The sequence below is a fragment of the Marinobacter persicus genome, from assembly GCF_002934325.1.
Lineage (GTDB): Bacteria > Pseudomonadota > Gammaproteobacteria > Pseudomonadales > Oleiphilaceae > Marinobacter > Marinobacter persicus_A.
The window spans coordinates 144138-165330 of the sequence record NZ_PTIV01000004.1 but is presented as its reverse complement, the minus strand read 5'-3'; the positions used below and the strand labels follow the sequence as shown (position 1 = coordinate 165330).

At 59.0% G+C, this 21193-nt stretch carries 18 protein-coding genes; 5 read left to right on the top strand and 13 right to left on the bottom strand.

From position 1 onward, the window contains the following. Window positions 1-14 precede the first annotated feature (14 nt). Together BY454_RS03945 and pdxB are read left to right on the top strand one after the other, a co-directional pair. Window positions 15-1298, top strand: a complete 1284-nt coding sequence (locus tag BY454_RS03945; RefSeq protein ID WP_104415229.1) for a DEAD/DEAH box helicase — start codon at window positions 15-17, stop codon at window positions 1296-1298. A 15-nt stretch (window positions 1299-1313) separates the two neighbouring features. After that, on the top strand, window positions 1314-2468 hold the full coding sequence (gene pdxB, locus BY454_RS03940; RefSeq protein WP_104415230.1) for a 4-phosphoerythronate dehydrogenase PdxB: 1155 nt from the start codon (window positions 1314-1316) through the stop codon (window positions 2466-2468). 155 nt (window positions 2469-2623) lie between these two features. Here the strand turns inward: pdxB and htpX are convergent, their stop codons facing one another. The 5 genes from htpX to BY454_RS03915 form a co-directional block, all read right to left on the bottom strand. Continuing rightward, window positions 2624-3508: a protease HtpX gene (gene htpX, locus BY454_RS03935; protein WP_258075557.1), complete on the bottom strand. Its 885-nt coding sequence runs from the start codon at window positions 3506-3508 to the stop codon at window positions 2624-2626. Window positions 3509-3596: 88 nt separating this feature from the next. Continuing rightward, on the bottom strand, window positions 3597-4070 hold the full coding sequence (locus tag BY454_RS03930; protein WP_104415232.1) for a hypothetical protein: 474 nt from the start codon (window positions 4068-4070) through the stop codon (window positions 3597-3599). 15 nt (window positions 4071-4085) lie between these two features. Further along, a complete protein-coding gene (locus BY454_RS03925; RefSeq protein WP_104415233.1) occupies window positions 4086-5300 on the bottom strand; it encodes a pyridoxal phosphate-dependent aminotransferase in 1215 nt (404 codons plus the stop codon). Window positions 5301-5435: 135 nt separating this feature from the next. Beyond that, a complete protein-coding gene (locus tag BY454_RS03920; protein WP_308471487.1) occupies window positions 5436-7739 on the bottom strand; it encodes a hybrid sensor histidine kinase/response regulator in 2304 nt (767 codons plus the stop codon). Window positions 7740-7776: 37 nt separating this feature from the next. Further along, window positions 7777-8547 (bottom strand): hypothetical protein, encoded by a 771-nt coding sequence (locus tag BY454_RS03915; RefSeq protein ID WP_104415234.1) that lies wholly within the window; start codon window positions 8545-8547, stop codon window positions 7777-7779. A 209-nt stretch (window positions 8548-8756) separates the two neighbouring features. On the opposite strand from BY454_RS03915, the gene BY454_RS03910 reads away from it, so the two are divergent. Further along, window positions 8757-9767: a LysR family transcriptional regulator gene (locus BY454_RS03910; RefSeq protein ID WP_104415235.1), complete on the top strand. Its 1011-nt coding sequence runs from the start codon at window positions 8757-8759 to the stop codon at window positions 9765-9767. Here BY454_RS03910 and BY454_RS03905 read toward each other — a convergent pair. The 7 genes from BY454_RS03905 to BY454_RS03875 form a co-directional block, all read right to left on the bottom strand. Beyond that, window positions 9756-10721, bottom strand: coding sequence for a GNAT family N-acetyltransferase (locus tag BY454_RS03905; protein ID WP_104415236.1), 966 nt, complete (start codon window positions 10719-10721; stop codon window positions 9756-9758). The two genes, BY454_RS03910 and BY454_RS03905, sit on opposite strands and share 12 nt — an antisense overlap. 3 nt (window positions 10722-10724) lie before the next feature. Beyond that, window positions 10725-11876: a ribosomal protein uL16 3-hydroxylase gene (locus BY454_RS03900; RefSeq protein WP_104415237.1), complete on the bottom strand. Its 1152-nt coding sequence runs from the start codon at window positions 11874-11876 to the stop codon at window positions 10725-10727. Window positions 11877-11892: 16 nt separating this feature from the next. Continuing rightward, window positions 11893-13260, bottom strand: a complete 1368-nt coding sequence (gene purB / locus BY454_RS03895) for an adenylosuccinate lyase (protein WP_104415238.1) — start codon at window positions 13258-13260, stop codon at window positions 11893-11895. A 78-nt stretch (window positions 13261-13338) separates the two neighbouring features. After that, complete coding sequence (hflD, locus tag BY454_RS03890; protein WP_104415239.1) at window positions 13339-13959, bottom strand: high frequency lysogenization protein HflD; 621 nt, start codon at window positions 13957-13959, stop codon at window positions 13339-13341. A 2-nt stretch (window positions 13960-13961) separates the two neighbouring features. Next, entirely contained in the window at window positions 13962-15128 is a 1167-nt protein-coding gene (gene mnmA / locus BY454_RS03885; RefSeq protein ID WP_104415240.1) for a tRNA 2-thiouridine(34) synthase MnmA, read from the bottom strand. A 58-nt stretch (window positions 15129-15186) separates the two neighbouring features. Further along, a complete protein-coding gene (locus tag BY454_RS03880) occupies window positions 15187-15636 on the bottom strand; it encodes an NUDIX hydrolase (protein WP_104415241.1) in 450 nt (149 codons plus the stop codon). Further along, a complete protein-coding gene (locus BY454_RS03875; protein ID WP_104415242.1) occupies window positions 15633-16277 on the bottom strand; it encodes a pseudouridine synthase in 645 nt (214 codons plus the stop codon). The genes BY454_RS03880 and BY454_RS03875 overlap by 4 nt, the downstream gene beginning before the upstream one ends. 161 nt (window positions 16278-16438) lie before the next feature. On the opposite strand from BY454_RS03875, the gene BY454_RS03870 reads away from it, so the two are divergent. Beyond that, on the top strand, window positions 16439-20143 hold the full coding sequence (locus tag BY454_RS03870) for an EAL domain-containing protein (protein ID WP_146082684.1): 3705 nt from the start codon (window positions 16439-16441) through the stop codon (window positions 20141-20143). 9 nt (window positions 20144-20152) lie between these two features. Here the strand turns inward: BY454_RS03870 and BY454_RS03865 are convergent, their stop codons facing one another. Next, entirely contained in the window at window positions 20153-20380 is a 228-nt protein-coding gene (locus BY454_RS03865; protein WP_104415244.1) for a cold shock domain-containing protein, read from the bottom strand. A 448-nt stretch (window positions 20381-20828) separates the two neighbouring features. Here BY454_RS03865 and clpS point away from each other — a divergent pair, with 448 nt between their 5' ends. Next, window positions 20829-21188, top strand: coding sequence for an ATP-dependent Clp protease adapter ClpS (clpS, locus tag BY454_RS03860; RefSeq protein ID WP_104415245.1), 360 nt, complete (start codon window positions 20829-20831; stop codon window positions 21186-21188). Window positions 21189-21193 lie beyond the last annotated feature (5 nt).

Sequence of the window (21193 nt, the reverse complement as noted above, 5' to 3'; positions counted from 1 at the left end):
ATTATCCGACTTTTATGACCTCTGAAACCACCCACACCAGCGAACTGCGTTTTTCCGAGCTGAATCTGGACCAACGCCTGCTGGATGCCATCAGTAAAATCGGTTTTGAATACTGCACGCCGATCCAGGCGGAAACCCTGCCCTGGACCCTGGCCTGTGAAGACCTGATCGGCCAGGCTCAGACCGGCACCGGCAAAACCGCCGCGTTCCTGATTACCGCCATTCAGTCTCTGCTGGAAACCCCGATCCCGGCCAAAGACCGCTACGCCTCCGAGCCGCGGGTTCTGGCTCTGGCACCCACCCGGGAGCTGGCCATGCAGATCGCCAAGGATGCCGAGCAGCTCTGCCACTTTACCGGCCACAACGTGGTCACCGTGGTGGGCGGCATGAACTATGACAAGCAGCGCGAGCAGCTCCAGAACGAAATTGTCGATGTCCTGGTGGCCACGCCCGGCCGTCTGATCGATTTCCTGGGTTCCCAGGATGTGTTCCTCGACCAGCTCGACATCCTTATCCTGGATGAAGCCGACCGCATGCTGGACATGGGCTTCATCCCGGACGTGAAGCGCATCATCCGCAAGTGCACCCCGAAAGACGACCGCCAGACACTGCTATTCAGCGCCACCTTCAACCAGGACGTACTCAACCTGGCCTCCATGTGGACCCGCAATGCCGAATTTGTGGAAATCGAGCCGGAGCAGAAAACGGCTGAGCGGGTGCAGCAGACCGTGTACCTGGCCTCTGACGATGACAAGCTGCAGGTGCTGACCAACTATCTCAAGCGCCCGGAAGTGGAAAAGGCCATCGTCTTCGCCAATCGCCGGGACCAGTGCCGGGATCTGGAAGAAGATCTGAAAAACCAAGGCGTGAAAGTGGCCCTGATGTCCGGTGAGATTGCCCAGAACAAGCGCCTGAAAACCCTGGACCAGTTCAAGAAAGGCGAGATCCAGGTGTTGGTGGCCACCGACGTGGCCGGCCGGGGTATTCACGTGACCGGCGTGACCCATGTCTTCAACTACAACCTGCCGGACAACGCCGAGGATTACGTGCACCGCATTGGCCGTACCGGGCGAGCCGGGAGCACGGGCGTTTCCATCAGCTTTGCCGGCGAGGAAGACGCCTTTGCGCTGCCCGCCATCGAGACCTATATCAGTCAGAAGCTGAAAACCGAAGTGCCCGACGAGGCATTGATGACGCCACTGGAAAAACCCGCCATACAGCGCAAACGTGGTGGTCGACGAGGCGGTGGCGGGCGTTCTCCCTCCAGACGCGGTGGGCCGCGCCAACGCCGGAACTGACAGGAGCCTTGTGGCATGCTGATCGTAGCTGACGAGAACATCCCGTTATTGGAGTCATTTTTCACGGACATTGGCGAGATTCGTCGCGTCGCCGGTCGCCATATGACGGCTGACGACGTCCGCGATGCCGATGTGCTTCTGGTCCGTTCCGTTACTCCCGTGGGCCCTGAATTACTGGAGGGCAGTCGTGTTCGTTTCGTTGGCACGGCGACGATTGGTACTGACCACGTGGATGTCGGCTGGCTCAAAGAGCAGGGCATCGGTTTCTCGGCCGCGCCGGGCTGCAATGCCAACAGTGTGGTTGAATATGTGCTGTCGGTTCTCTCGCTGCATGCCGAGCGTTGTGGGCTGGCGGATGGTAATGAGCTGAGTGTCGGTATTGTTGGCGTGGGTAACGTGGGTGGTTGCCTGGCCGGCCGGCTCCAGCGTCTAGGCTTCAAGGTTCGCCTCTGCGACCCGCCCCGGGCGGAGGCAGAAGGGCCCGAGGGGCCGGAATTTACCTCCCTGGAAGAAGCCCTGAAGTGCGATGTTATTAGTCTGCACACCCCTTTGACCCGTGAAGGCTCTCACCCGACCTATCACATGCTCGACGAATCCAGACTCTCCCTGCTGGGCAGCAACCAGTTGCTGATCAACAGCGGCCGGGGAGAAGTGATCGACAACCAGGCGCTGAAAGCCCGACTGTCTCAGGCCAACGCACCGTCGGTGGCGTTGGATGTCTGGGAAAATGAACCGGGGATCGATCCGGAACTGGTGGGCTCCGTCTGGCTGGCCACTCCTCATATTGCGGGCTACAGCCTGGAAGGCAAGGTGCGCGGCACGGAGATGATCTACCAGGCCCTGAGCCACTATCTGGGCCTGCCGGTACGCAAGAAAGCCGGTCAGTACCTGCCTGAACCGCCACTGAGTAAATTGACCTTCACAGCCACGGCGGACGAACAGAAGGCCCTGAGAACCGCCCTGAGAGTCTGCTACGACCCCCGAACCGACGACGTGAAATTGCGACTGGCCATGCGCGGCAGCGCGGATGAGCGTGCGGAAGCGTTCGATGCGTTGCGTCGGGATTATCCGGTGCGGCGGGAGTGTTCCAGTCTGAAAGTCCAGCTAAAAGGGGCGGGGCGCTCCATGCAGGATAGTTTCAAGGCGGTAGGGTTCAAGCTGAAGATCTAGTCTTTAGTTCGGAGTAACGCCGGGGTCAGGCACCCCTCCCGAAAAGCGCTCCTGCGGCACATCCCTGTGGCGCTTATGCTCCGCCATCCCTGGCTCCGCAAATTTTCGGGAGGGGTGCCTGACCCCGGCTTGTCGAACTTCCGGAGATGGCTACCTTAAAGCTTCGCGTCCTGCAAAGCCCGAATACGATCTTCCAGCGGCGGATGCGTCATGAACAGGCTCGCCAGGCCATGGCGCGCGCCACGGTTGATACCGAAGGCCTGCAGCGTATCCGGCATCTGGTCCGGCACCTCGCTTTCCTGCTTCAGGCGCGCCAGCGCGTTGATCATGGCGCCACGGCCAGCGAGCTGCGCGCCAGCAATGTCGGCCCGGAATTCCCGGCGACGGGAGAACCAGAACACGATGGTGCTGGCCAGGATACCCAGCACAATCTCCGCAACAATGCTCACTACAAAGAAGCCGATGCCGTGGCCCTCTTCGTTCTTGAACACCACCCGGTCCACGAACGAGCCGATCACCCGGGAAGCAAAGATCACGAAGGTGTTCACCACGCCCTGGATCAGGGTCAGGGTCACCATGTCGCCATTGGCCACGTGACCAATCTCGTGGCCGAGTACCGCCCGGATTTCGTCCTTGTTAAAGCGTCCCAGCAAACCCTCACTGACGGCCACCAGGGAAGCGTTTTTGTTCCAGCCGGTGGCGAAGGCGTTGGACTGGGAGGCCGGGAAAATGGCCACTTCCGGCATGCCGATACCGGCATTTTTGGCCAGTTCGGCCACGGTTTCCATCAGCCAGCGTTCGGCGGGCGTACGGGGCGTTTCAATGACTTTCGCCTTGGTGCTCCATTTTGCCATGGGCTTGGAGATCAGCAGTGAAATAAAGGCACCGGCAAAGCCGAACACCGCCGCGAAGATCAGCAGTGAACCGTAGTTGATGCCCTGTTGGGCCAGGTAACTGTCCACACCCAGCAGGCGCAGGGTGAAGCTTGCAACCAGAATGACGGCCAGGTTGGTGGCCAGGAAGAGCAGGATGCGCATGATTGTTTTTCCGTTAACCTCTCGCAGTTTAGCGATCTTTCTGACCGTTATATGCGGTCCGGGTTCACCGGTTCAAGCGCGTTAAACGGATTTAATGAAGCTGGTCGGCCAGGGAGTCGGCAAAAAAGGTCGATTGTATCGCGAGGCTGATCCTGTCCGAGCTGCCGCTTTTGATGGCGGACCGGATCAGGTGCACATAGGACGACAGATCCCGCTGGACGGAGCGGGGAAGGGAGTCGTCAGGGGCGGAAGCATCCAGGGCTGCGACCAAGGAGCGTGGGGCGGGCGCGCTCAGGCGCACGAAGGCTTTCTGGGTCAGCACGGCCTGGTCGAGCGCATCCTGGCGAATGGTGTCCACGTAACGCAGCAGGCCTTCCTCTTCCAGCCAAAGCAGCGCCCCGAAACAGGCCATGTGGCGGGGGCTGTGCAGGCCGAATTCGTCTGGCTCGTCCGGTCCGGCTATGTCTTCCACGAACAGGTTTGTGCGCCGGGGAAACACCGAATACAGCTGGATCAGTGCAACGGCCACATCCTTGTAGAATTCCTCGACGTGTATGTCGGCCATGTCTGCTCCCGTTGCTTATTGGCGGTAGTGTTCCAGGAAATTGCCCAGCCGTCCCATGGCATCGACCATGGTGTCCTCGCGGGGCAGGAAGACCACCCGCAGGTGCTGCTTGTCGTCAATGTTGAAAGCGGAGCCCTGCACCAGCAGGATTTTTTCCTGCAGCAGCAGGTCCAGCACCAGCTTTTCATCGTTCACGATCGGGAAGCGCTTCGGGTCCAGCTTCGGGAACAGGTAAAGAGCTCCTTTCGGCTTGACGCAGCTGACACCGGGAATATCGTTCAGCATTTTCCAGGCGGTTTCCCGCTGTTCGTAAAGCCGACCACCGGGGGCCACCAGGTCATTGATGGACTGGTAGCCGCCCAGAGAGGTCTGGATGGCAAGCTGGGCCGGCACGTTGGCGCACAGGCGCATGTTCGAGAGCATCTCGATGCCCTCGATCAGGTCGGTAGAGCGATGTTTGGCGCCACTGATGATCATCCAGCCCGAGCGATAGCCGGCGGCGCGGTAGTTCTTGGACAGACCGTTGTAGGTGAAGAACAGCACGTCGTCCGCCATGGAGGCGATGGAGGTGTGCTGGGTCTCGTCGTACAGGATCTTGTCGTAGATCTCGTCCGACAGGATGATCAGGTTGTGCTTGCGAGCCAGCTCGATCACCTGCTGCAGCAATTCCTCGGAATAGACCGCCCCGGTCGGGTTGTTCGGGTTGATCAGGACAATGGCACGAGTGCGGCGTGTGATCTTTTTCTTGATGTCCTCGATATCCGGGAACCAGTCCTGTTCTTCGTCGCAGCGGTAATGCACCGGCTTGCCGCTGGAAAGGGTGACGGCGGCGGTCCAGAGAGGGTAATCCGGAGCCGGAATCAACACTTCGTCACCGGTGTTGAGCATGGCCTGCATGGACATCACGATCAGCTCGCTGACGCCATTGCCCAGGTAGATGTCGTCAATGTCCACCCGGTCGATGCCGCGCTGCTGGCAATAGTGCATGACCGCTTTGCGGGCGGAGAACAGGCCCTTGGACTCCACGTAGCCCTGGGCCTGGTGCATGTTGTAGATGACGTCCTGCTGGATTTCTTCCGGTACGTCCAGCTCAAAGGCCGCAGGGTTGCCGATGTTGAGTTTCAGGACCCGATGGCCTTCCTCTTCCAGCCGACGCGCCTCACGCAGAACCACGCCACGGATTTCATAACACACATTATCGAGCTTGGCGGATTTGAAGTAGTTCTGCATGGGAATGTGATTTCCTTGAAAAAACAGTCTGTAAAAGTCGGCAACACCGTGAATCTAAGGCTACCATTCTAGCGGACGTAAGTACCCGGGCAACAGGGGGAATCTGCCGGAATTGAGTAGTTAAACATCTTTTCATCACACTAGTGTCCAGCGTGAGATCACCTCGCTGAGCTGTTCCCGATTATAGGGCTTGGTGATGTAGTCATTCATGCCGGCATCCAGGCAGGCCTGTTTGTCGCCCTCCAGAGCGTTGCCGGTGACCGCGATGATGGGCAAGGTTGCGTAGTCGGCGTCATTGCGAATCGCCCGGGTGGCCTCGAACCCGTCCATAACGGGCATTTGGCAATCCATCAGGACCAGGTCATAGCGCTGTGAACGCACCGCTTCCACGGCCCGTTTGCCGTTCTCGGCGTGGGCCACCTGGTGGCCGAGTTTTTTCAGCAGTGTGCTGGCCACCAGTTGATTCACCTGGTTGTCTTCCACCAGCAAGATGTCCAGGGCTGTCTGGTTGGAGCGGTCTGGAGAGTCCCCGGCCCTATTGGGGGACGGCAGTCTCGATCCCTTGGCGACATTGCACAGGCAATCAAACAGTTCGCCGCGCCGTAATGGCAATGATAGGAGACAAGTGGTGGCCCCGGGATTGTTCAGGTTGCCCAGTCGGTCTGCCAGAAGAACGCCTTTGCCCTCCCAGTCCTGAGCTCGCCGTGGGTCGGCGGTCATGAGAATGCTTCCCGGCCTGCTTTCGGTTGAGCCAACCGGAATGCTCCATGCCCTCAACTGCGATTCGATGGCAAGGCGATGAGGGTCTTTGTTGTCAATGTCCATGGCAACGCCAATGCGCTGCAGGCTGTCCAGCATCGGTTGAGGCAGCGGGGGTGCGGTCGCCTGATGCACGGGAAGGGGCAGTGTTACGTTGAAGTGACTGCCGCTGCCTGGTTGCGAGCTGACGGTGATCTGCCCTTCCATGCGTTCCACCAGTTGCCGGCAAAGGGCTAGCCCGAGCCCGGTCCCGCCATAACGGCGCGAGGTGTCCGGACCGGCCTGGGAAAAGGCCGAAAAAATGTGCTTCTGGGCGTCTGGGGACATGCCGATGCCGGTATCAATTACCTCAAGTGTCAGTTGGGTGCCGGTGCAACCGGCGCGCACCCGAATGGTGCCGGTTTCGGTGAACTTGATGGCGTTGCCCAACAGGTTGTTCAGGATCTGGCGGGTTCGGGTGGGATCACCCAGGAACATTTCCGGCAGGTCGGGGCTGGTTTCATTCACCAGGTCGATCTGTTTGCGATGAGCCTGGTGAGCGTGCAGGGTTGCCGTTTCCTCTACCAGAGCGCGGACGCTGAACGGAATTTTCTCAAGGCTCAGCTTGCCCGCCTCGACTTTCGAGACATCAAGAATGTCGTTCAAAAGGTCCAGCAGGCTGTGGCCTGCATTAAGCGCAATTTCCAGCCGGTTACGCTGGGCCCGGTCGTGAGTGCTGTCCAGTGCCAGATCCAGCATGCCCAGCAGGCCGTTCAGGGGCGTTCGTATCTCGTGGCTCATGCTGGCGAGGAAGTCGGCCCGTGACCGCGCACGGCGCATGGCGTCCTCTTTGGCCTTGACCAGGGCCCGATTGCCCTGTTGTAGGGCCTGGTTCTTTTCGGAAATCTCCCGGGTCCGATCCTTGACCTCCCGCTCCAGTTGGCTGGAATAGTTTTTCATCGCGCTTTCGGCGGCCTTCAGTTGGGCCACGTTGCTTTCCATGTGTTCCAGGTGCTGATTCACGATGCCCACCATGGTACCTATTTCGTCATGGCGGTGATTTTCCGGGACCGGTAGACGGATTTTTTCCGGCGAACTGGCCTTAACCCGCCCGAGGGTATTGATCATGCCCATCATGGGGCGGGTCAGCACGAAATAGAAAATGGCCAGTAGTACCGCCGACAGCGCCAGGCTTTTTACGAGCCCGATCAACAGGGTATAGGCGGCCCGTTCGAGAAACTGTATGCCGTAGTGGTAGGTGTCAATGGTGAGCTGAAGCTGCCCCAGGGGTAGGTCTTCCAGTTGGGGTACCTGCAATTCGGTGGAAAAGACCCGGCTTTCCCCGAACAGCTGATTGCTCAGCCAGCGGTATCTGGAGGAGGGCACGCTCTGGCTGGCCGCCGACATGGTGCGGCCCTCTGCATCCAGAATTTTGGCTTCCTTGGTGGCGGGGTGTTGCAGTAGGCCGTCCAGAAGCTCTTCGGCCAGTCGGATGTTGATGTTGTAGGCAATTTGAGAGGCCGGACTGTGGCTGATGCGCATCAGAGCCCGAACTTCCTCTTCCATGGACTCCCGGGCTGAGAAGTAGTCGTGGGTAATCTGAATCAGGTTGAGGATGAGCCCGAGTGCCATGGCGACCAACACGGTGTCTCGGGTCAGTCGCCAGGAAAGCCGTTGTCTGAATCGGTCAAACAAGGGCATGGTAGTCGATCATGGTCATCGGTTATGCCGCGTCGGGCTAATCATCGTAGTCGGCTTTTTTCTTCCAGGACTCATCTTCCTGAAGGAAGTTGTCCCATTCCTTGTCCAGCTTGGAGTTGCCGGCTTGCTCCACATTGCCATCCGCGATCTGGGCTTCCAGTTCCTTGATGCGCGTACGGAAGCTTTTCACGGCTTTCATGGCCAGCGGATTGTCCTGGGATTTGCCCATTTCGGTGCTGGCCAGGTGGTAGGCGTGAATAGCCTTTCGGGTTTCGTTCTTTTTCAGGTGATCCCGGGCCTGGAAAACGAAGAGGTCAGCATGGGTTTTGTGAACCAGGAAAAGCACGTGCTTCAGGTTCTTTTTTGCCTTGGCGGCGTCAAGGCGACCGGCCTTGTGCATCGCTTCAATCATGCTGAACAGCGTTTGCAGCAGCTTTTTGATGTAGTTGGCCTTGTCCGGGGAGTCGATCTTGACCGCCGGGCGACTGTCCTGTTTATCGAGCACCTGTTGCCGGGTCTGGCGAACGCCTTCGAGCCAGCGGCTGACGGGTTGATCGGAGTTCAGTCGTTCAAGGCCCAGGCAGGCGTCTTCCATGCGTTTGAGCAGCAGCAGTTTGAGCTCATCGGTCAGGTACTGTCCCGGCAGTTCAGAGAGCAGACGATTGGCCGTGTTGAAAGTGTCTTCCAGTGCGGTCATCCGACGGGCACGCTCAATGCGGGCTTTTTCACGCATCTGGCTGATAACAATGATGATCAGCGACACACCAACAATGGCGGCGAGCAATAGCACAATGGTGATGGCATCCATGGTGTCAGTAGAGACTCCGGTAATGGGTCAACGCAAAAGTATGACTATTTGGTAAATGCAACTGATCCTAGCAGATTTATCGCAGGCCGTCCGTTTCCGGTTGTAAATAAGGGCACGTATATCAATTCAATGAATGCCTATTTTGCTGTATATTAATGGCGTGAATGCTGTGCATGGCCATGGCTCTTGCTGAAATATAGGAGACGACGATGGACGTATCCCGTGTGGACCTCAATTTGCTGGTGTATCTGGATGTCTTGCTGCGCGAGCGCAACGTCACCAAGGCGGCCAACCATCTGGGCATCACACAGCCAGCCATGAGTAACGGCCTGCGTCGTCTCCGGGATCTGTTTGGCGATCCGCTGCTGGTGCGCACCAGCGAAGGTATGAGTGCCACAGAGCGAGCCCGGGAACTGCAGCCGATGGTACGTACGATTCTCGCCGACATCGAGCAGGCGGTGCAGGAGAAAACACCATTCTCCGCCCGGGAAAGCCAGCGGGTGTTCCGAATTATGGCCAGTGACTACGCCGAATCCTGCCTGATGCCCCGGGTGCTGCGTCGCCTGCGCCAGGAAGCGCCCGGCATCACTCTGGATGTGCTCACTCCCAGTGACGTCAGCTTCCTGGATGTGGAGCAGGGTCGGTTGGACATGGCGATCAACCGCTTTGACAAGATTCCCCAGTCGTTCCACCAGAAAACCCTGTGGACCGAGTACTTTGCCTGTTCCATGAACTCCCGCAACCCGATTCTGAAAGAGCCTTTTACCCTGGAAACCTACCTGGCGGCCAGTCACATCTGGGTGAGCAAGACCGGCTTTGGCGTGGGCGTGGGAGTGAACCCCAAGGACGTCCAACGCCTGGGCTGGGTGGACGAGGCATTGGGGCGCATGGGCCGGAAGCGGCAGATCTCGGTGTTCACCCGGCACTACCAGGTGGCCATGTTGCTGGCCGAACAGCACGACCTGATCGCCACCCTGCCATCAAGGGCGGCCTGGCTACAGAAAGACAACCCGAACCTGGTGGTGAAAGTGCCGCCCTTCAACATTCCGCCCTTCGAGCTGAAGATGGCCTGGAGCCCGCTGTTGCAGCACAACACGGACCACCAGTGGCTGCGGCGGCTGATTGTGGAAGTGGCGGAAGAGGTGGATGAGGAGTTTGCCCCGTTTGGTGCCCGGTTCGAATCACCCCAGACGTTGCAGGGGCGTCATTCAGAGCGGTAGTTCCCTGAGCTCCATGGAGGGACGGGCGGCGTCCCACATGCGCTGGAAGGCTTCTTCTTTCAACTTGATGCGACCGGCGCCGTGGAAGCTGGCAAAGCCTTCCGGCTTGTCGAATTCGTGGCGGTGCATCAGGCCTTCCCGGTCGACGAGCATGAAAGGCTGGCTCTCACTGGGATAATCCGGATTAACCAGACGCAGCTCCACCCGACTGGAGATCCGACGCATCAGTTCCACCAGTTGGTGTCGGCGCTTGACCAGTGTTTTATCGTCATGAATCAGCAGGCGCACATCGCTAAGCCGGTGAGAGCGGGCCAGCTCTGAAATCAGATCCCGGAACCGCGCCCGATCATAGAAGTCGTGGTCCAGAATGTGGTCGTACAACCACAGCCGCTGGCGGGCCTGGCCGGCCAGTGAATCCATTAGCCCCAGCATGCGCGTCTGATCGCTGAACAGCCAGCTTTCCTCATCGCGGCCCAGTATCAGTGGGGCCTGGCGATGAGGGGCTGCTTCACTTGCCAGGGCCGGGGCCAGGCAGCGCATGCTCAGGTGCGGAATGCCCGCTTCCTGGTAGACCTCAGAGCAGATGTGGAAGCCAGCGCCTTCATAAAGGCCGGTGGCATGCTGTTGCGAGGACAGGTGCAGTTCGTCATAGCGGCCGGCGGATTCGGCCATGAGGTGGCAGAGCAGGGCGCGGCCCACGCCCTTGCCCCGGTATTCCGGCAGTACGGCCATCCGGCCAATATGGCCGACCTCTTCCAGGGTGGAAAACAGTCGGGCGGTGGCAATGGGGGTATTGTCGGCGGTGACCGCCAGGTAATGATCCGCTATTTCGTCGGTGTCGTCCCATTCCAGTTCGGGCGGCACCTTCTGTTCGTCAGTGAACACTTGCCGGCGGATATCCCGAAGGGCCGCCGGGGCCAGTTGCCAGCTGTACTTGCGGAAGGTCAGTTCCATGGCTTACTCGAAATAGATGGAGCCCTGGTTATAGAGGTTGGTGAGCAGGCCAAGCAGTGCCTCGTCACCGGCAAACTCCGCCAGGGCGGACATGTCGATGTAGGCGCCGGCGCACAGTAAGGGAGCCAGCGGCCGGGCATCCCCCCTGAGCAGGTATTGCTCTCCGTCCACGAACAGGGCGGTGTCGTTATCAAATTCATGATAGGCGAAGCGGGAGCCTTCGTTCCAGCGCAGTTGTTCATGGGCTTTGATGGCCTCTTCCAGGTCGGCGGGTTCCGCCGGTTCCTCGGCGGGCACGACGATGTCCATGCTTTTGGGGGCGGTGGTGAACTGGCCAAACCACAGGGCCATCTGCCGACGGTCGCCCAGCTGTTCACGGATTACCGCATCCACCCGGTCAATCACTTCGTTGCCAATGGTGCCCGGGTTTTCCTGAAGCTGAAGGTCCGGATCGTCCAGGTGCTCATCGGCCTGGGGGCGCTGGGACAGGAAGTCGGTGAAGCTGGTCAGCACATCGTCCACAGTGGGTGAGCGGAAGCCCACCGAGAGGGTGATGCAGTCGTCCTCGGCCACGCCGTAATGGCCAATGCCGGGAGGAAGATAAAGCATGTCGCCCGGCTCAAGCACGACGGTTTCCTCGCCTTCCCAACTGCTCAGGATGCGAAGCGGAGTGCCTTCCACTCGCGGGCAGGTGTGGTCGCATTTGCCGCCGAAGGTCCAGCGGCGATGGCCCTGGGCCTGCAGCAGGAAGACATCGTACATGTCGTAGTGGGGGCCAACGCTGCCGCCTTTGGGGGCGTAGCTGGCCATGATGTCGTCCAGCCGCCAGTTGGGAATGAAGCGGAAATGCTCCAGCAAATCGGCAACGTCCGGCACCCAGTGGTCCAGGCCCTGTACCAGCAGGGTCCAGTCCTGTTCCGGCATTTCGGCAAAGCGATCCGGGGTGAACGGGCCGTTGAACAGTTGCCACGGCTTGCCGTTGTGTTCCTCCACCACGATGCGGGATTCAACCGCTTCTTCGCAGGCCAGGCCAGCCAGTTCATCCTGGCTGACCGGGCACTGGAAGCCGGGAAATGCCTGGCGGATCACTAGCGGCTTTTTCTGCCAGTAGTCCCTTAAAAACTCCGAGGGGCTGATGCCGCCAAGCATGTCCATGGTGCTTCTCCTGCGATTAAATGTTGCGGGCCTGCTCGATGGCATTGCCGATGTAGTTATCCGGCGTCAGGCTGCGCAATTCGGCTTTGGCCTGTTCCGGAATATCCAGCGTCTCGACAAAATTCTTGATCACCTCGGGTGTCATCGCCTTGCCGCGCGTCAACTCTTTGAGCTTCTCGTAGGGCTTTTCGATGTTGTAGCGACGCATCACGGTCTGGATCGGTTCGGCCAGGACTTCCCAGGCGTTGTTCAGGTCTTCGTTCAGGCGCGCCGGGTTGATTTCCAGCTTGCCCAGACCCTTCAGGGTGGCCTCGTAGGCGATCAGGCTGTGGGCAAAGCCAACGCCCAGGTTGCGCAGCACGGTGGAGTCGGTCAGGTCACGCTGCCAGCGGGAAATCGGCAGTTTGGCCGCCAGGTGGTCCAGCACGGCGTTGGCGATGCCCAGGTTGCCTTCGGAGTTTTCGAAGTCGATCGGGTTCACCTTGTGGGGCATGGTGGAGGAGCCCACTTCGCCGGCGATGGTCTTCTGTTTGAAGTAGCCCAGGGAGATGTAGCCCCAGATGTCCCGGTCCAGGTCCACCAGGATGGTGTTGAAGCGGGCAATGGCGTTGTACAGCTCGGCGATGTAGTCGTGGGGCTCGATCTGGGTGGTGTACGGGTTCCAGTCCAGGCCCAGGCTCTCGATGAACTCTTCGGCGTTCGCCGCCCAGTCCACGTCCGGGTAGGCAGACAGGTGGGCGTTGTAGTTGCCCACGGCGCCGTTGATCTTGCCCATGATCTCCACTTCGCGGATCTGCATCAGCTGCCGGCGCAGGCGGTAAACCACGTTGGCCAATTCCTTGCCCACGGTGGTGGGGGAGGCAGTCTGGCCGTGGGTGCGGGACAGCATGGGCTGCTCGGCGTGTTCTTTGGCCAGCTCGGTCAGTTTGTCGATGACCTTTTCCATGCCCGGCAGCAGACCGTGGTCCAGGCCTTCGCGCAGCATCAGGCCGTGGGACAGGTTGTTGATGTCCTCGGAAGTACAGGCGAAGTGGACAAATTCGGTGACCGCGTGCAGTTCGGGCACGTCGGCAATTTTTTCCTTGATGAAATACTCGACCGCTTTCACATCGTGGTTGGTGGTGCGCTCGATCTCCTTGATGCGCTCGGCGTCTTCCAGGCTGAACTCACCGACCAGCTTGTCCAGTGCCGCGTTGGCTTCGTCGGAGAAGGTTGGCACCTCGGTAATGGCCGGGTGGTTGGCCAGCTTCTGCAGCCAGCGGATTTCGACGGTTACCCGGTTACGGATCAGGCCGTATTCACTGAAGATGCTGCGAAATACGCTGACTTTGCTGCCGTAGCGGCCATCGACCGGGGAAATGGCGGTCAGGGCGGTGAGTTCCATCGAAAACCTCTCAGTTGTTCAAAGATGCGGATCGGTAAAATTTGAAGATGCGTATGATACACCAGCTGGAGGCGTGAATCAGCGCAGCAAGTCCCGGGCGTGATGAATCACTTTCCGGCGATTGAAAATCAGCTGCCAGCGGCGTCCGCCGCTCTGGCGCCAGAGCACTGCCGAACGAATACCGGCCAATAACAGCGCCCGGACTTTTTCGGCGTTTTCATCGCGTTGGAGGATCTGCGGGCTGCCACTAACCTGAATGCGCAACCGGAAGGTGCTGATGGTGTCGGTGTAGATGGCCGCCAGGTTGCCAACTAGGTTGGGGTGGGTGTAGCCGAAATGGGCGGCGGTGTGCCGGGCCTGCTCGATGCGGCTGCCAATGACATCCAGCATGTCCTTGCGGCCCTTGAGTTTGGATTCCAGGTTAATCAGGTTCAGCACGTAGCGCAGGATTTCCATGTCCTGGGGGCGGGATTGCTGGGCCAGGGAGGTGGAGAGGGCCTGCAGGCCTTCGCGAATGTCGCTGATTTCGCCACCGTAAACGTCCAGCGTGGTGTCCGGGTCGGTGGCAAACAGCGAACGCAGGCAGCTTTCCAGTGCGGCCTGGTCGCATAGGCCCCGATGGGCAATTTGATGCACCAGGGAAGCCGCCTGGAAGACGCCCGCCAGGGCCAGGGTCTGGTCGTGCAGGGAGCGGCTCATGATCAGGCTTCCATTTCCGGGTTAATGCGGGCTGGCAGAGGCTCGCCGTCGCGCCAGGTCTGTTCGATCACGCCGCCGCCCAGGCAGACGTCATCGACATAGAACACCACGGATTGTCCGGGGGTAACGGCCCGCTGGGCTTCGTCAAAGACCACTTTCACCCCGCCGTCGATCACCGTCACGTTGCAATCCTGGTCCGGCTGGCGGTAGCGGGTCTTGGCCTTGCAGCGGAACTGGCCGGAGGGCGCTTCGCCGGCGATCCAGTCGATGGGCCCGGAGACCAGGCCCCGGGAGAACAGCAACGGGTGGTGCTTGCCCTGGACTGCAATGAGCACGTTACGGGTCAGGTCTTTTTCCGCCACGTACCAGGGCTCGTCGCCGAATTCGCTCAGCCCGCCAATACCCAGGCCCTGGCGCTGGCCAATGGTGTGGTACATCAGGCCCTGATGCTTGCCGATCACCTGGCCATCCGGTGTTTCAATATCGCCGGGCTGGGCCGGCAGGTACTGCTTGAGGAAGTCCCGGAACTTGCGCTCGCCAATGAAGCAGATGCCGGTGGAATCCTTCTTGTCGTGGGTGACAAAACCCTGCTCCTCGGCAATGCGCCGGACCTCGGGTTTTTCCAGTTCACCCACTGGGAACAGGGTGCGGGCAATACGCTCGCCGGACACCGCGTGCAGGAAATAGCTCTGGTCCTTGTTCGGGTCCAGGCCCTTGAGCAACTGTGCCTTGCCGCTGCCGTCGTCCAGCGGGCGCTGGCGGGCGTAATGGCCGGTGGCGATGTAGTCGGCGCCCAGGGTAATGGCGTAATCGAGAAACGCTCGGAATTTGACTTCCTTGTTGCACAGGATGTCCGGGTTTGGGGTGCGCCCGGCGCTGTATTCGGCCAGGAAATGTTCAAACACCCGGTCCCAGTATTCGGCGGCGAAGCTGGCGGTGTGCAGGGTAATGCCGATGGCATCGGCCACGGCCTGGGCATCGGCCAGGTCGTCCATGGCAGTGCAGTATTCGGTGCCGTCGTCCTCGTCCCAGTTTTTCATGAACAGGCCTTCGACCTGGTAGCCCTGGTCCTTCAGTAGCCAGGCGGCAACGGAGGAGTCCACGCCGCCGGACATGCCGACGATCACGCGGGTGTTTGCGGGAGCTTGGGGATCGGAATTCTGAGTCATGAGTCTTCTGGGAACCGTTTACCGGGAATAAAAGCGGGATTTTAACAGCTTCTGGGGGCTACGTCTGTGCGTCCACCACCACATCCAGCGGGAATCGCCGGCCGTTGCGGTAATCCTCGATACACTGCAGCACCAGCGGGCTGCGCAGCTTGTCGCCCAGCTCGCGGATCTCCTCAAGGGTCAGCCAGTGCGGAGCGATGATGTCGTCGTCCAGTTCACGGGTGACCTCGCGCACGGCGCGGGCGGCGTAGCAGAAGCGGAAGTAGGTGACGCCATTGGCAGGCGCCTTGTAGGTATACACCCCAAGGAAATGGGTGGGCTCGATTTCCCAGCCGGTTTCCTCCAGGGTTTCCCGGTGCACGGCATCGAGCACGGCTTCGTTTTCCTCGATGTGTCCGGCGGGCTGGTTGAACACCACCTTGCCGTGGCTGACTTCCTCCACCAGCAGAAAGCGGCCCCTGGAGTCTTCGGCGATCACGGCGACGGTGGCGTGGGGTGTCCAGGTCATGCTTTTTTGGTTCTCCGTTTTCTGCTCTGGTTTCGGCGGCCGGTTTTACCGCCAGTCCCTGGCTTGCCCCGGCCAGTGGCTGGCCGAGGTAAATGCACGGTTTCGCGCCGGTAGTCGCCCGGCTGAAGGCCGGCGATGGTCCAGTCTCCAATCCGGCAGCGTATCAGTCTCAGAGTAGGGTAGCCCACGGCGGCTGTCATCCGCCGGACCTGCCGGTTACGACCTTCGGTGATGGTCAGCTCAAGCCAGGAGGTGGGTACGGATTCTCGGTGGCGCACGGGCGGTGTTCTTGGCCATACGTCCGGCTCCGGTATCCGCTGCGCCTTGGCGGGGCTGGTGACACCATCTTTCAGAGCAACGCCCTGGCTCAGCTGCTCAATGGCGCTGTCCGGGATTTCGCCTTCCACTTGCACCCAGTAGGTCTTGGGCATCTTATTGCGGGGCGATGCGATGCGGTGCTGGAGGGCGCCCTCGTTGGTAAGCAGTAACAGCCCTTCGGAGTCGTAATCCAGTCGGCCAGCGGGGTAGAAACCTGGCTGGTCGATCCACTCAGCCAGTGTCGCGCGACGCCGGTCTGCGCGTTCATCGGTGAACTGGCTCAATACCTGAAAGGGTTTGTTGAAGATGATGAGTTCCGCCATACCGGCTCCTGTTCGGATGGATTCGGAATGGTACCCGAAAGGGGAATGCTCAGACCAATGTCGGGCCGGAATAGATTCTATTGGGTGTTTTGTTGCTTGTTGTCGGCTAGCTTATTGGGTAATTTCGGCTACACGTCCTGAATAGTTGTTGGAGTCACATATTGTTTTTTAGCCCTTTGTCCCTGCGTTGGCTCCGATCGCTCCTGGTCGCCGTCGTTTTATCCATGGTGCTGATGTTGACCAGCCTGGCGTCTGTGGTGGCCAAGGGGCCGGACTTTGAACAGGTCTTTCTTGAGTCTGGCATTCCCATGCTCCTGATTGAGCCGGACACGGGGCGGCTTGTGGAAGCCAACGCCGCGGCGGCTGACTTTTATGGTTATCCGGTGTCGACGCTTCAGCAGATGACCATCCAGCAGATCAATACCTTTACTGAAGAACAGGTGGCCCAGGAGCGTCGGCTGGCCCGGGACGAAGGACGCAACTATTTCATATTTCGCCATCGCCTGGCCGATGGTGAAATTCGCACGGTGGAGGTGCATTCCCGGCCCTACGAGTTTGATGGGCGTCGGTTGTTGTTTTCCGTGATCAATGACATTACGCCGGGGCGCCACGAGTCCCAGGATCTGTGGCATTACCAGAGCCGTCTGGAGGAAATGGTCGATGCCCAGATAGCGGAACTGGAGCGCACGCGGTTGCAGCAGATCTGGCTGCTGGCTGGTGTGCTGCTGGCGCAGGCTATTGTCATTGGCTTGCTGGCGCTGAATATTCGCCGGCGCCGGCAGCTGGAGAAGGAGCGCAAGAAAGCCACTGAGGCCCTGCGTTACAGCACCGAGCGTCTGGCGGAAGCCCAGCGCATTGCCCAGGTGGGCAGTTGGGAACTGGACTACTCAGGCGGCCGCTATCGGCTTACCTGCTCGGAGGAAATGTTCCGGATTCTGGAGCTGGATCCCCAAACCACCGATTGTTATCGCCAGGCCCTCTTGAGAATACACCCTGATGACCGACCTTTGGTATTCGACGCCTACCAGAGCGCAGCCCAGACGGGCGAGAGCTATGAAATCGGCCATCGACTGAAAATGCCGGATGGGCGTATCAAATACGTTCAGCTTCGGGGTGAAGCCGTTTCCCAGGCAAAGGGCGCAAGTCGTAAAACGCTGGGTACGGTCCAGGACACCACCGAACATCAGCTGACCCAGAACTCGTTAACGGCCCTGGCCAGCACCTTTGCCGGTCTGGAGGGCGAGGATTTTTACCGGGCGGTTAGTCGCCATCTGGTGGAAGCCCTCGGGTTGGACTATGCCTTTGTGGCCCGCTTTGGTCATCACTTCAATCAGGCCAGTGTGCTGGCTGGTTGGGCAGGCCAGCAATCGATTGATCCTTTCAGTTATTCGCTAAAAGGCACCCCGTGTTCGGATGTGCTCTGTCAAAAACTGCTTTTGCTGCCCGAGGGCGCTCGTCAGGCGTACCCGGACGACGCCTTGCTGGTCGAGATGGGGGTTGAGTCCTACATCGGCAGTGTGTTGTTTGACAAAAATCGTCAACCGATGGGGCTGCTGGTCGGTATGAGCCGGTCTCCCATGTTGCAGAAGGAGCTGGTAAGAATCCTCGTGCAACTGTTTGTGGACCGTGTCAGTGCGGAAATGCAGCGTAGCGAGGCCGAATCCCTTATTGAGCGGGCCGATCGCTATCGCCAGATCGTCCTCAAATTTTCCAGCCGATTTATTAACCTGCCGCTGAACCAGGTTAATAGCGCGGTGCACGAAGCCTTTGAAGAGGTCGGGACCTTTATTGGTGCCGATCGCTGTTACCTGTTTACCTATGATTTTGATCGGGGGACCATGTCAAACACCTACGAATGGTGTGCCGACGAGGTCTCTGCCCAGATCGACCACTCCCAGGATTTGCCGCTGGATGAAATGCGGGAGTGGACCGAACGCCATGACAGGGGGCAGCCAATGATTATCCCCAGTGTGGCTGAATTGCCGGATGGTTATCTCAAACAGTGTTTGCAGAGGCAGTCGGTAAAAAGCCTGGTCAACCTGCCTCTGATGAGTGAGGGGCAGTGTGTTGGCTTTGTTGGTGTTGATTCTGTGATCGAGGAGGAGAAGTTTGGTGAGCCGACGGTGGAATTGCTGCGGCTGTTTGCGAACCTGTTGGTCAATATTGAACAGCGCCGACGCAACGAAAGTGAGCTTCGGCTGTCGGCCAGCGTGTTTGATAACGCCAACGAAGGCATCATGATTACCGATGCCGAACATCGCATCGTTAGTGTTAACGCGGCGTTCACCCGTACCACCGGTTACCCGGCAGAGGAAGTATTGGGGCATACGCCCGTAATCCTGAACTCCGGGTACCACAGCAAAGTGTTTCACCGCAAAATGTCGAAGGCATTGGAGCGCCAGGGGCACTGGGAAGGGGAAGTCTGGAACCGTCATAAGGATGGTCAACTCTATACCGTGCTGCAAAAGGTGAGCGCCCTGAAAAACGAGTCGGGCCAGCTTCAGGGCTACGTCTCGCTGCTGACGGACATCACTACCCTGAAACAGCAGCAGAAACAGCTGGAGCAGATCGCCCACTTTGATCCGCTGACCGGCCTGCCTAATCGCACCTTGCTGGCCGACCGTTTGCAGCAGGCCATGGCCCAAAGCCTCCGACACGGCACCAGTATTGCTGTGGTGTTTATTGACCTGGATGGCTTCAAGGCCGTCAACGACACTCACAGTCACGCCGTGGGGGACCAACTTCTGGTTCAGGTTGCCAGGCAGATGAAGAGCGGCATGCGGGCTGAGGACACCCTGGCCCGGCTTGGCGGAGACGAGTTTGTTGCAGTCTTGCTGGATCTGGATGTGCCCGAGGACAGCATTGAGGCCATTGATCGTTTACTTGCGGCCGCCGCGGAACCGGTCATTCTGGATGGCCTTGAACTGTCGGTGTCAGCGAGTATCGGGGTTGCCTTCTACCCGCAAAGTGAGTCGCTGGAACCAGATCAGCTGTTGCGACAGGCTGACCAGGCCATGTACCAGGCCAAGCAGGCCGGCAAGAATCGCTACTGCCTTTTTGATGCCGAGCGGGAGCGCGCGGTGCGAGACCAGCACGAGAGCCTTGAACGCATTCGGGAGGCTCTGGCGAATGAGGAGCTTGTCCTGTATTACCAGCCCAAGGTCAACATGCGCACCGGCGAAGTGATTGGTGCGGAGGCCCTGGTGCGCTGGCAGCATCCTGAGCGTGGGCTATTGCCGCCGGCCAATTTCCTGCCGGTCATTGAAAACACCTCTGTGGCCATCGAGCTGGGTAACTGGGTGATGCGCACAGCCATGGACCAGATTGTGCGTTGGAAAGAATCAGGGCTGCATTTGCCGGTCAGCATTAATATTGATGCCATCCACCTTCAGCACTCTGATTTTATGGATTGGCTCACTGCGGAGTTGGAGCGTCGCCCCGCGCTGGAGGCAGGGGACCTCGAACTGGAAATCCTGGAAACCGCCGCGCTTGGGGATATTGTGCAGGTATCGAATATTATCACTGCCTGCAATGAGCTGGGCGTTGGGTTTGCCCTGGACGACTTTGGCACGGGCTATTCATCGCTCACCTACCTTAAGCGTCTACCCGCTCAACTGCTCAAGATTGACCGTAGTTTCGTGCGTGACATGCTGGAAGACCCCGATGACCTGGCCATCCTTGAGGGCGTCATCCGCCTGGCAGAGGCGTTCCGTCGCAATGTGATTGCCGAAGGCGTTGAAACGGAAGCTCATTGCCAGTCATTGCTGGCCCTGGGTTGCGAGTGGGGGCAAGGGTACGCCATTGCCAAGCCAATGGCTGCAGATGCCCTGCACACCTGGGTAACCAACAGGCTTGGCGATGACTAACCCCGTTTGTCAGGCGTGGGCGGCTCCGGGCGGGGTTTCGGGAATGATGTTGACCGCATGAACACCCCGTTCGCTGGGTTTCTTGTCAAAGGTCACTGGCTGTCCTGCCTTCAGGGTTTTGTAGCCGTCCATCTGCACGGATGAAAAGTGGGCAAAGAGGTCGTCGCTACAGCCATCCTCAATGATAAAGCCATAGCCCTTGGCGTTATTAAACCATTTGACCTTTCCTCTGGGCATGTTGAACTCCCTTGTATTTGTACTGTCTGAGCCAGAGACCTGGATGGCCTCTTTTGTTGTTGAGGGTGCACCGAGCAGCCTGTCGGACTCAAGATTAATCTACTGCGCCGGTGGGAAAATGGCTCAAATTCCCCGGCTTTTTCGTTGCATAGGCCCACTATGCGCCTCAAAATCCAGAAAATTTGCGCTCATCTTCTCACCTTGCTCGTGACGATTACTTAAGTCCGACAGGCTGCTAGTGATTAAAGGTGCATCTTTAAACATTGTTCAAGAACTGTGGGGTGTCAAGAAACCGGTGGTTTTTGGATGGGAGTGGTTGAGCCGGGGGTGGACGCGGTATGATGGAGCCATGCAAAACGAAGGTTAGCCGGGCGCCACTAACGCTTGAAAACGCCGCCCGTGGCAACCACATTCTATTCAGTCAACCGAGAAACCGGCAAACAGAATCATGCGGACAATCGAGAATTCTCTACTAGTATTCAATCAAGGGGAGGACGATCAGCCCGAGCGTCACGATGGCGTGAGTGTTGCGCCCGAGAAGCCCGCGCTCAAGCGGCCGGCGCGCTTTCGAGTCGTGTTACTCAATGACGATTACACGCCCATGGATTTTGTGGTAGAGGTGTTGATGAAGTTCTTCGCAATGAACGAAGAAAAGGCGACGCAGGTGATGCTGCTCGTCCATACGCAGGGAAAAGCCGTATGTGGGGTATATACCCGAGACATCGCGGAGACAAAGGCAGCACAGGTGAACCAGTATTCCTCGGAATGCGAACATCCGCTCCTTTGCGAGATTGAACGCGCGGACTGACAGAC

Bases quoted from the DNA above. Each gene is read 5' to 3' on its own strand.
- BY454_RS03945 (WP_104415229.1), top strand. From the start codon at position 15: ATGACCTCTGAAACCACCCACACCAGCGAACTGCGTTTTTCCGAGCTG.
- pdxB (WP_104415230.1), top strand. From the start codon at position 1,314: ATGCTGATCGTAGCTGACGAGAACATCCCGTTATTGGAGTCATTTTTC.
- BY454_RS03930 (WP_104415232.1), bottom strand. From the start codon at position 4,070: ATGGCCGACATACACGTCGAGGAATTCTACAAGGATGTGGCCGTTGCA.
- BY454_RS03925 (WP_104415233.1), bottom strand. From the start codon at position 5,300: ATGCAGAACTACTTCAAATCCGCCAAGCTCGATAATGTGTGTTATGAA.
- BY454_RS03920 (WP_308471487.1), bottom strand. From the start codon at position 7,739: ATGCCCTTGTTTGACCGATTCAGACAACGGCTTTCCTGGCGACTGACC.
- BY454_RS03915 (WP_104415234.1), bottom strand. From the start codon at position 8,547: ATGGATGCCATCACCATTGTGCTATTGCTCGCCGCCATTGTTGGTGTG.
- BY454_RS03910 (WP_104415235.1), top strand. From the start codon at position 8,757: ATGGACGTATCCCGTGTGGACCTCAATTTGCTGGTGTATCTGGATGTC.
- BY454_RS03905 (WP_104415236.1), bottom strand. From the start codon at position 10,721: ATGGAACTGACCTTCCGCAAGTACAGCTGGCAACTGGCCCCGGCGGCC.
- BY454_RS03900 (WP_104415237.1), bottom strand. From the start codon at position 11,876: ATGGACATGCTTGGCGGCATCAGCCCCTCGGAGTTTTTAAGGGACTAC.
- purB (WP_104415238.1), bottom strand. From the start codon at position 13,260: ATGGAACTCACCGCCCTGACCGCCATTTCCCCGGTCGATGGCCGCTAC.
- hflD (WP_104415239.1), bottom strand. From the start codon at position 13,959: ATGAGCCGCTCCCTGCACGACCAGACCCTGGCCCTGGCGGGCGTCTTC.
- mnmA (WP_104415240.1), bottom strand. From the start codon at position 15,128: ATGACTCAGAATTCCGATCCCCAAGCTCCCGCAAACACCCGCGTGATC.
- BY454_RS03880 (WP_104415241.1), bottom strand. From the start codon at position 15,636: ATGACCTGGACACCCCACGCCACCGTCGCCGTGATCGCCGAAGACTCC.
- BY454_RS03875 (WP_104415242.1), bottom strand. From the start codon at position 16,277: ATGGCGGAACTCATCATCTTCAACAAACCCTTTCAGGTATTGAGCCAG.
- BY454_RS03865 (WP_104415244.1), bottom strand. From the start codon at position 20,380: ATGCCCAGAGGAAAGGTCAAATGGTTTAATAACGCCAAGGGCTATGGC.
- clpS (WP_104415245.1), top strand. From the start codon at position 20,829: ATGCGGACAATCGAGAATTCTCTACTAGTATTCAATCAAGGGGAGGAC.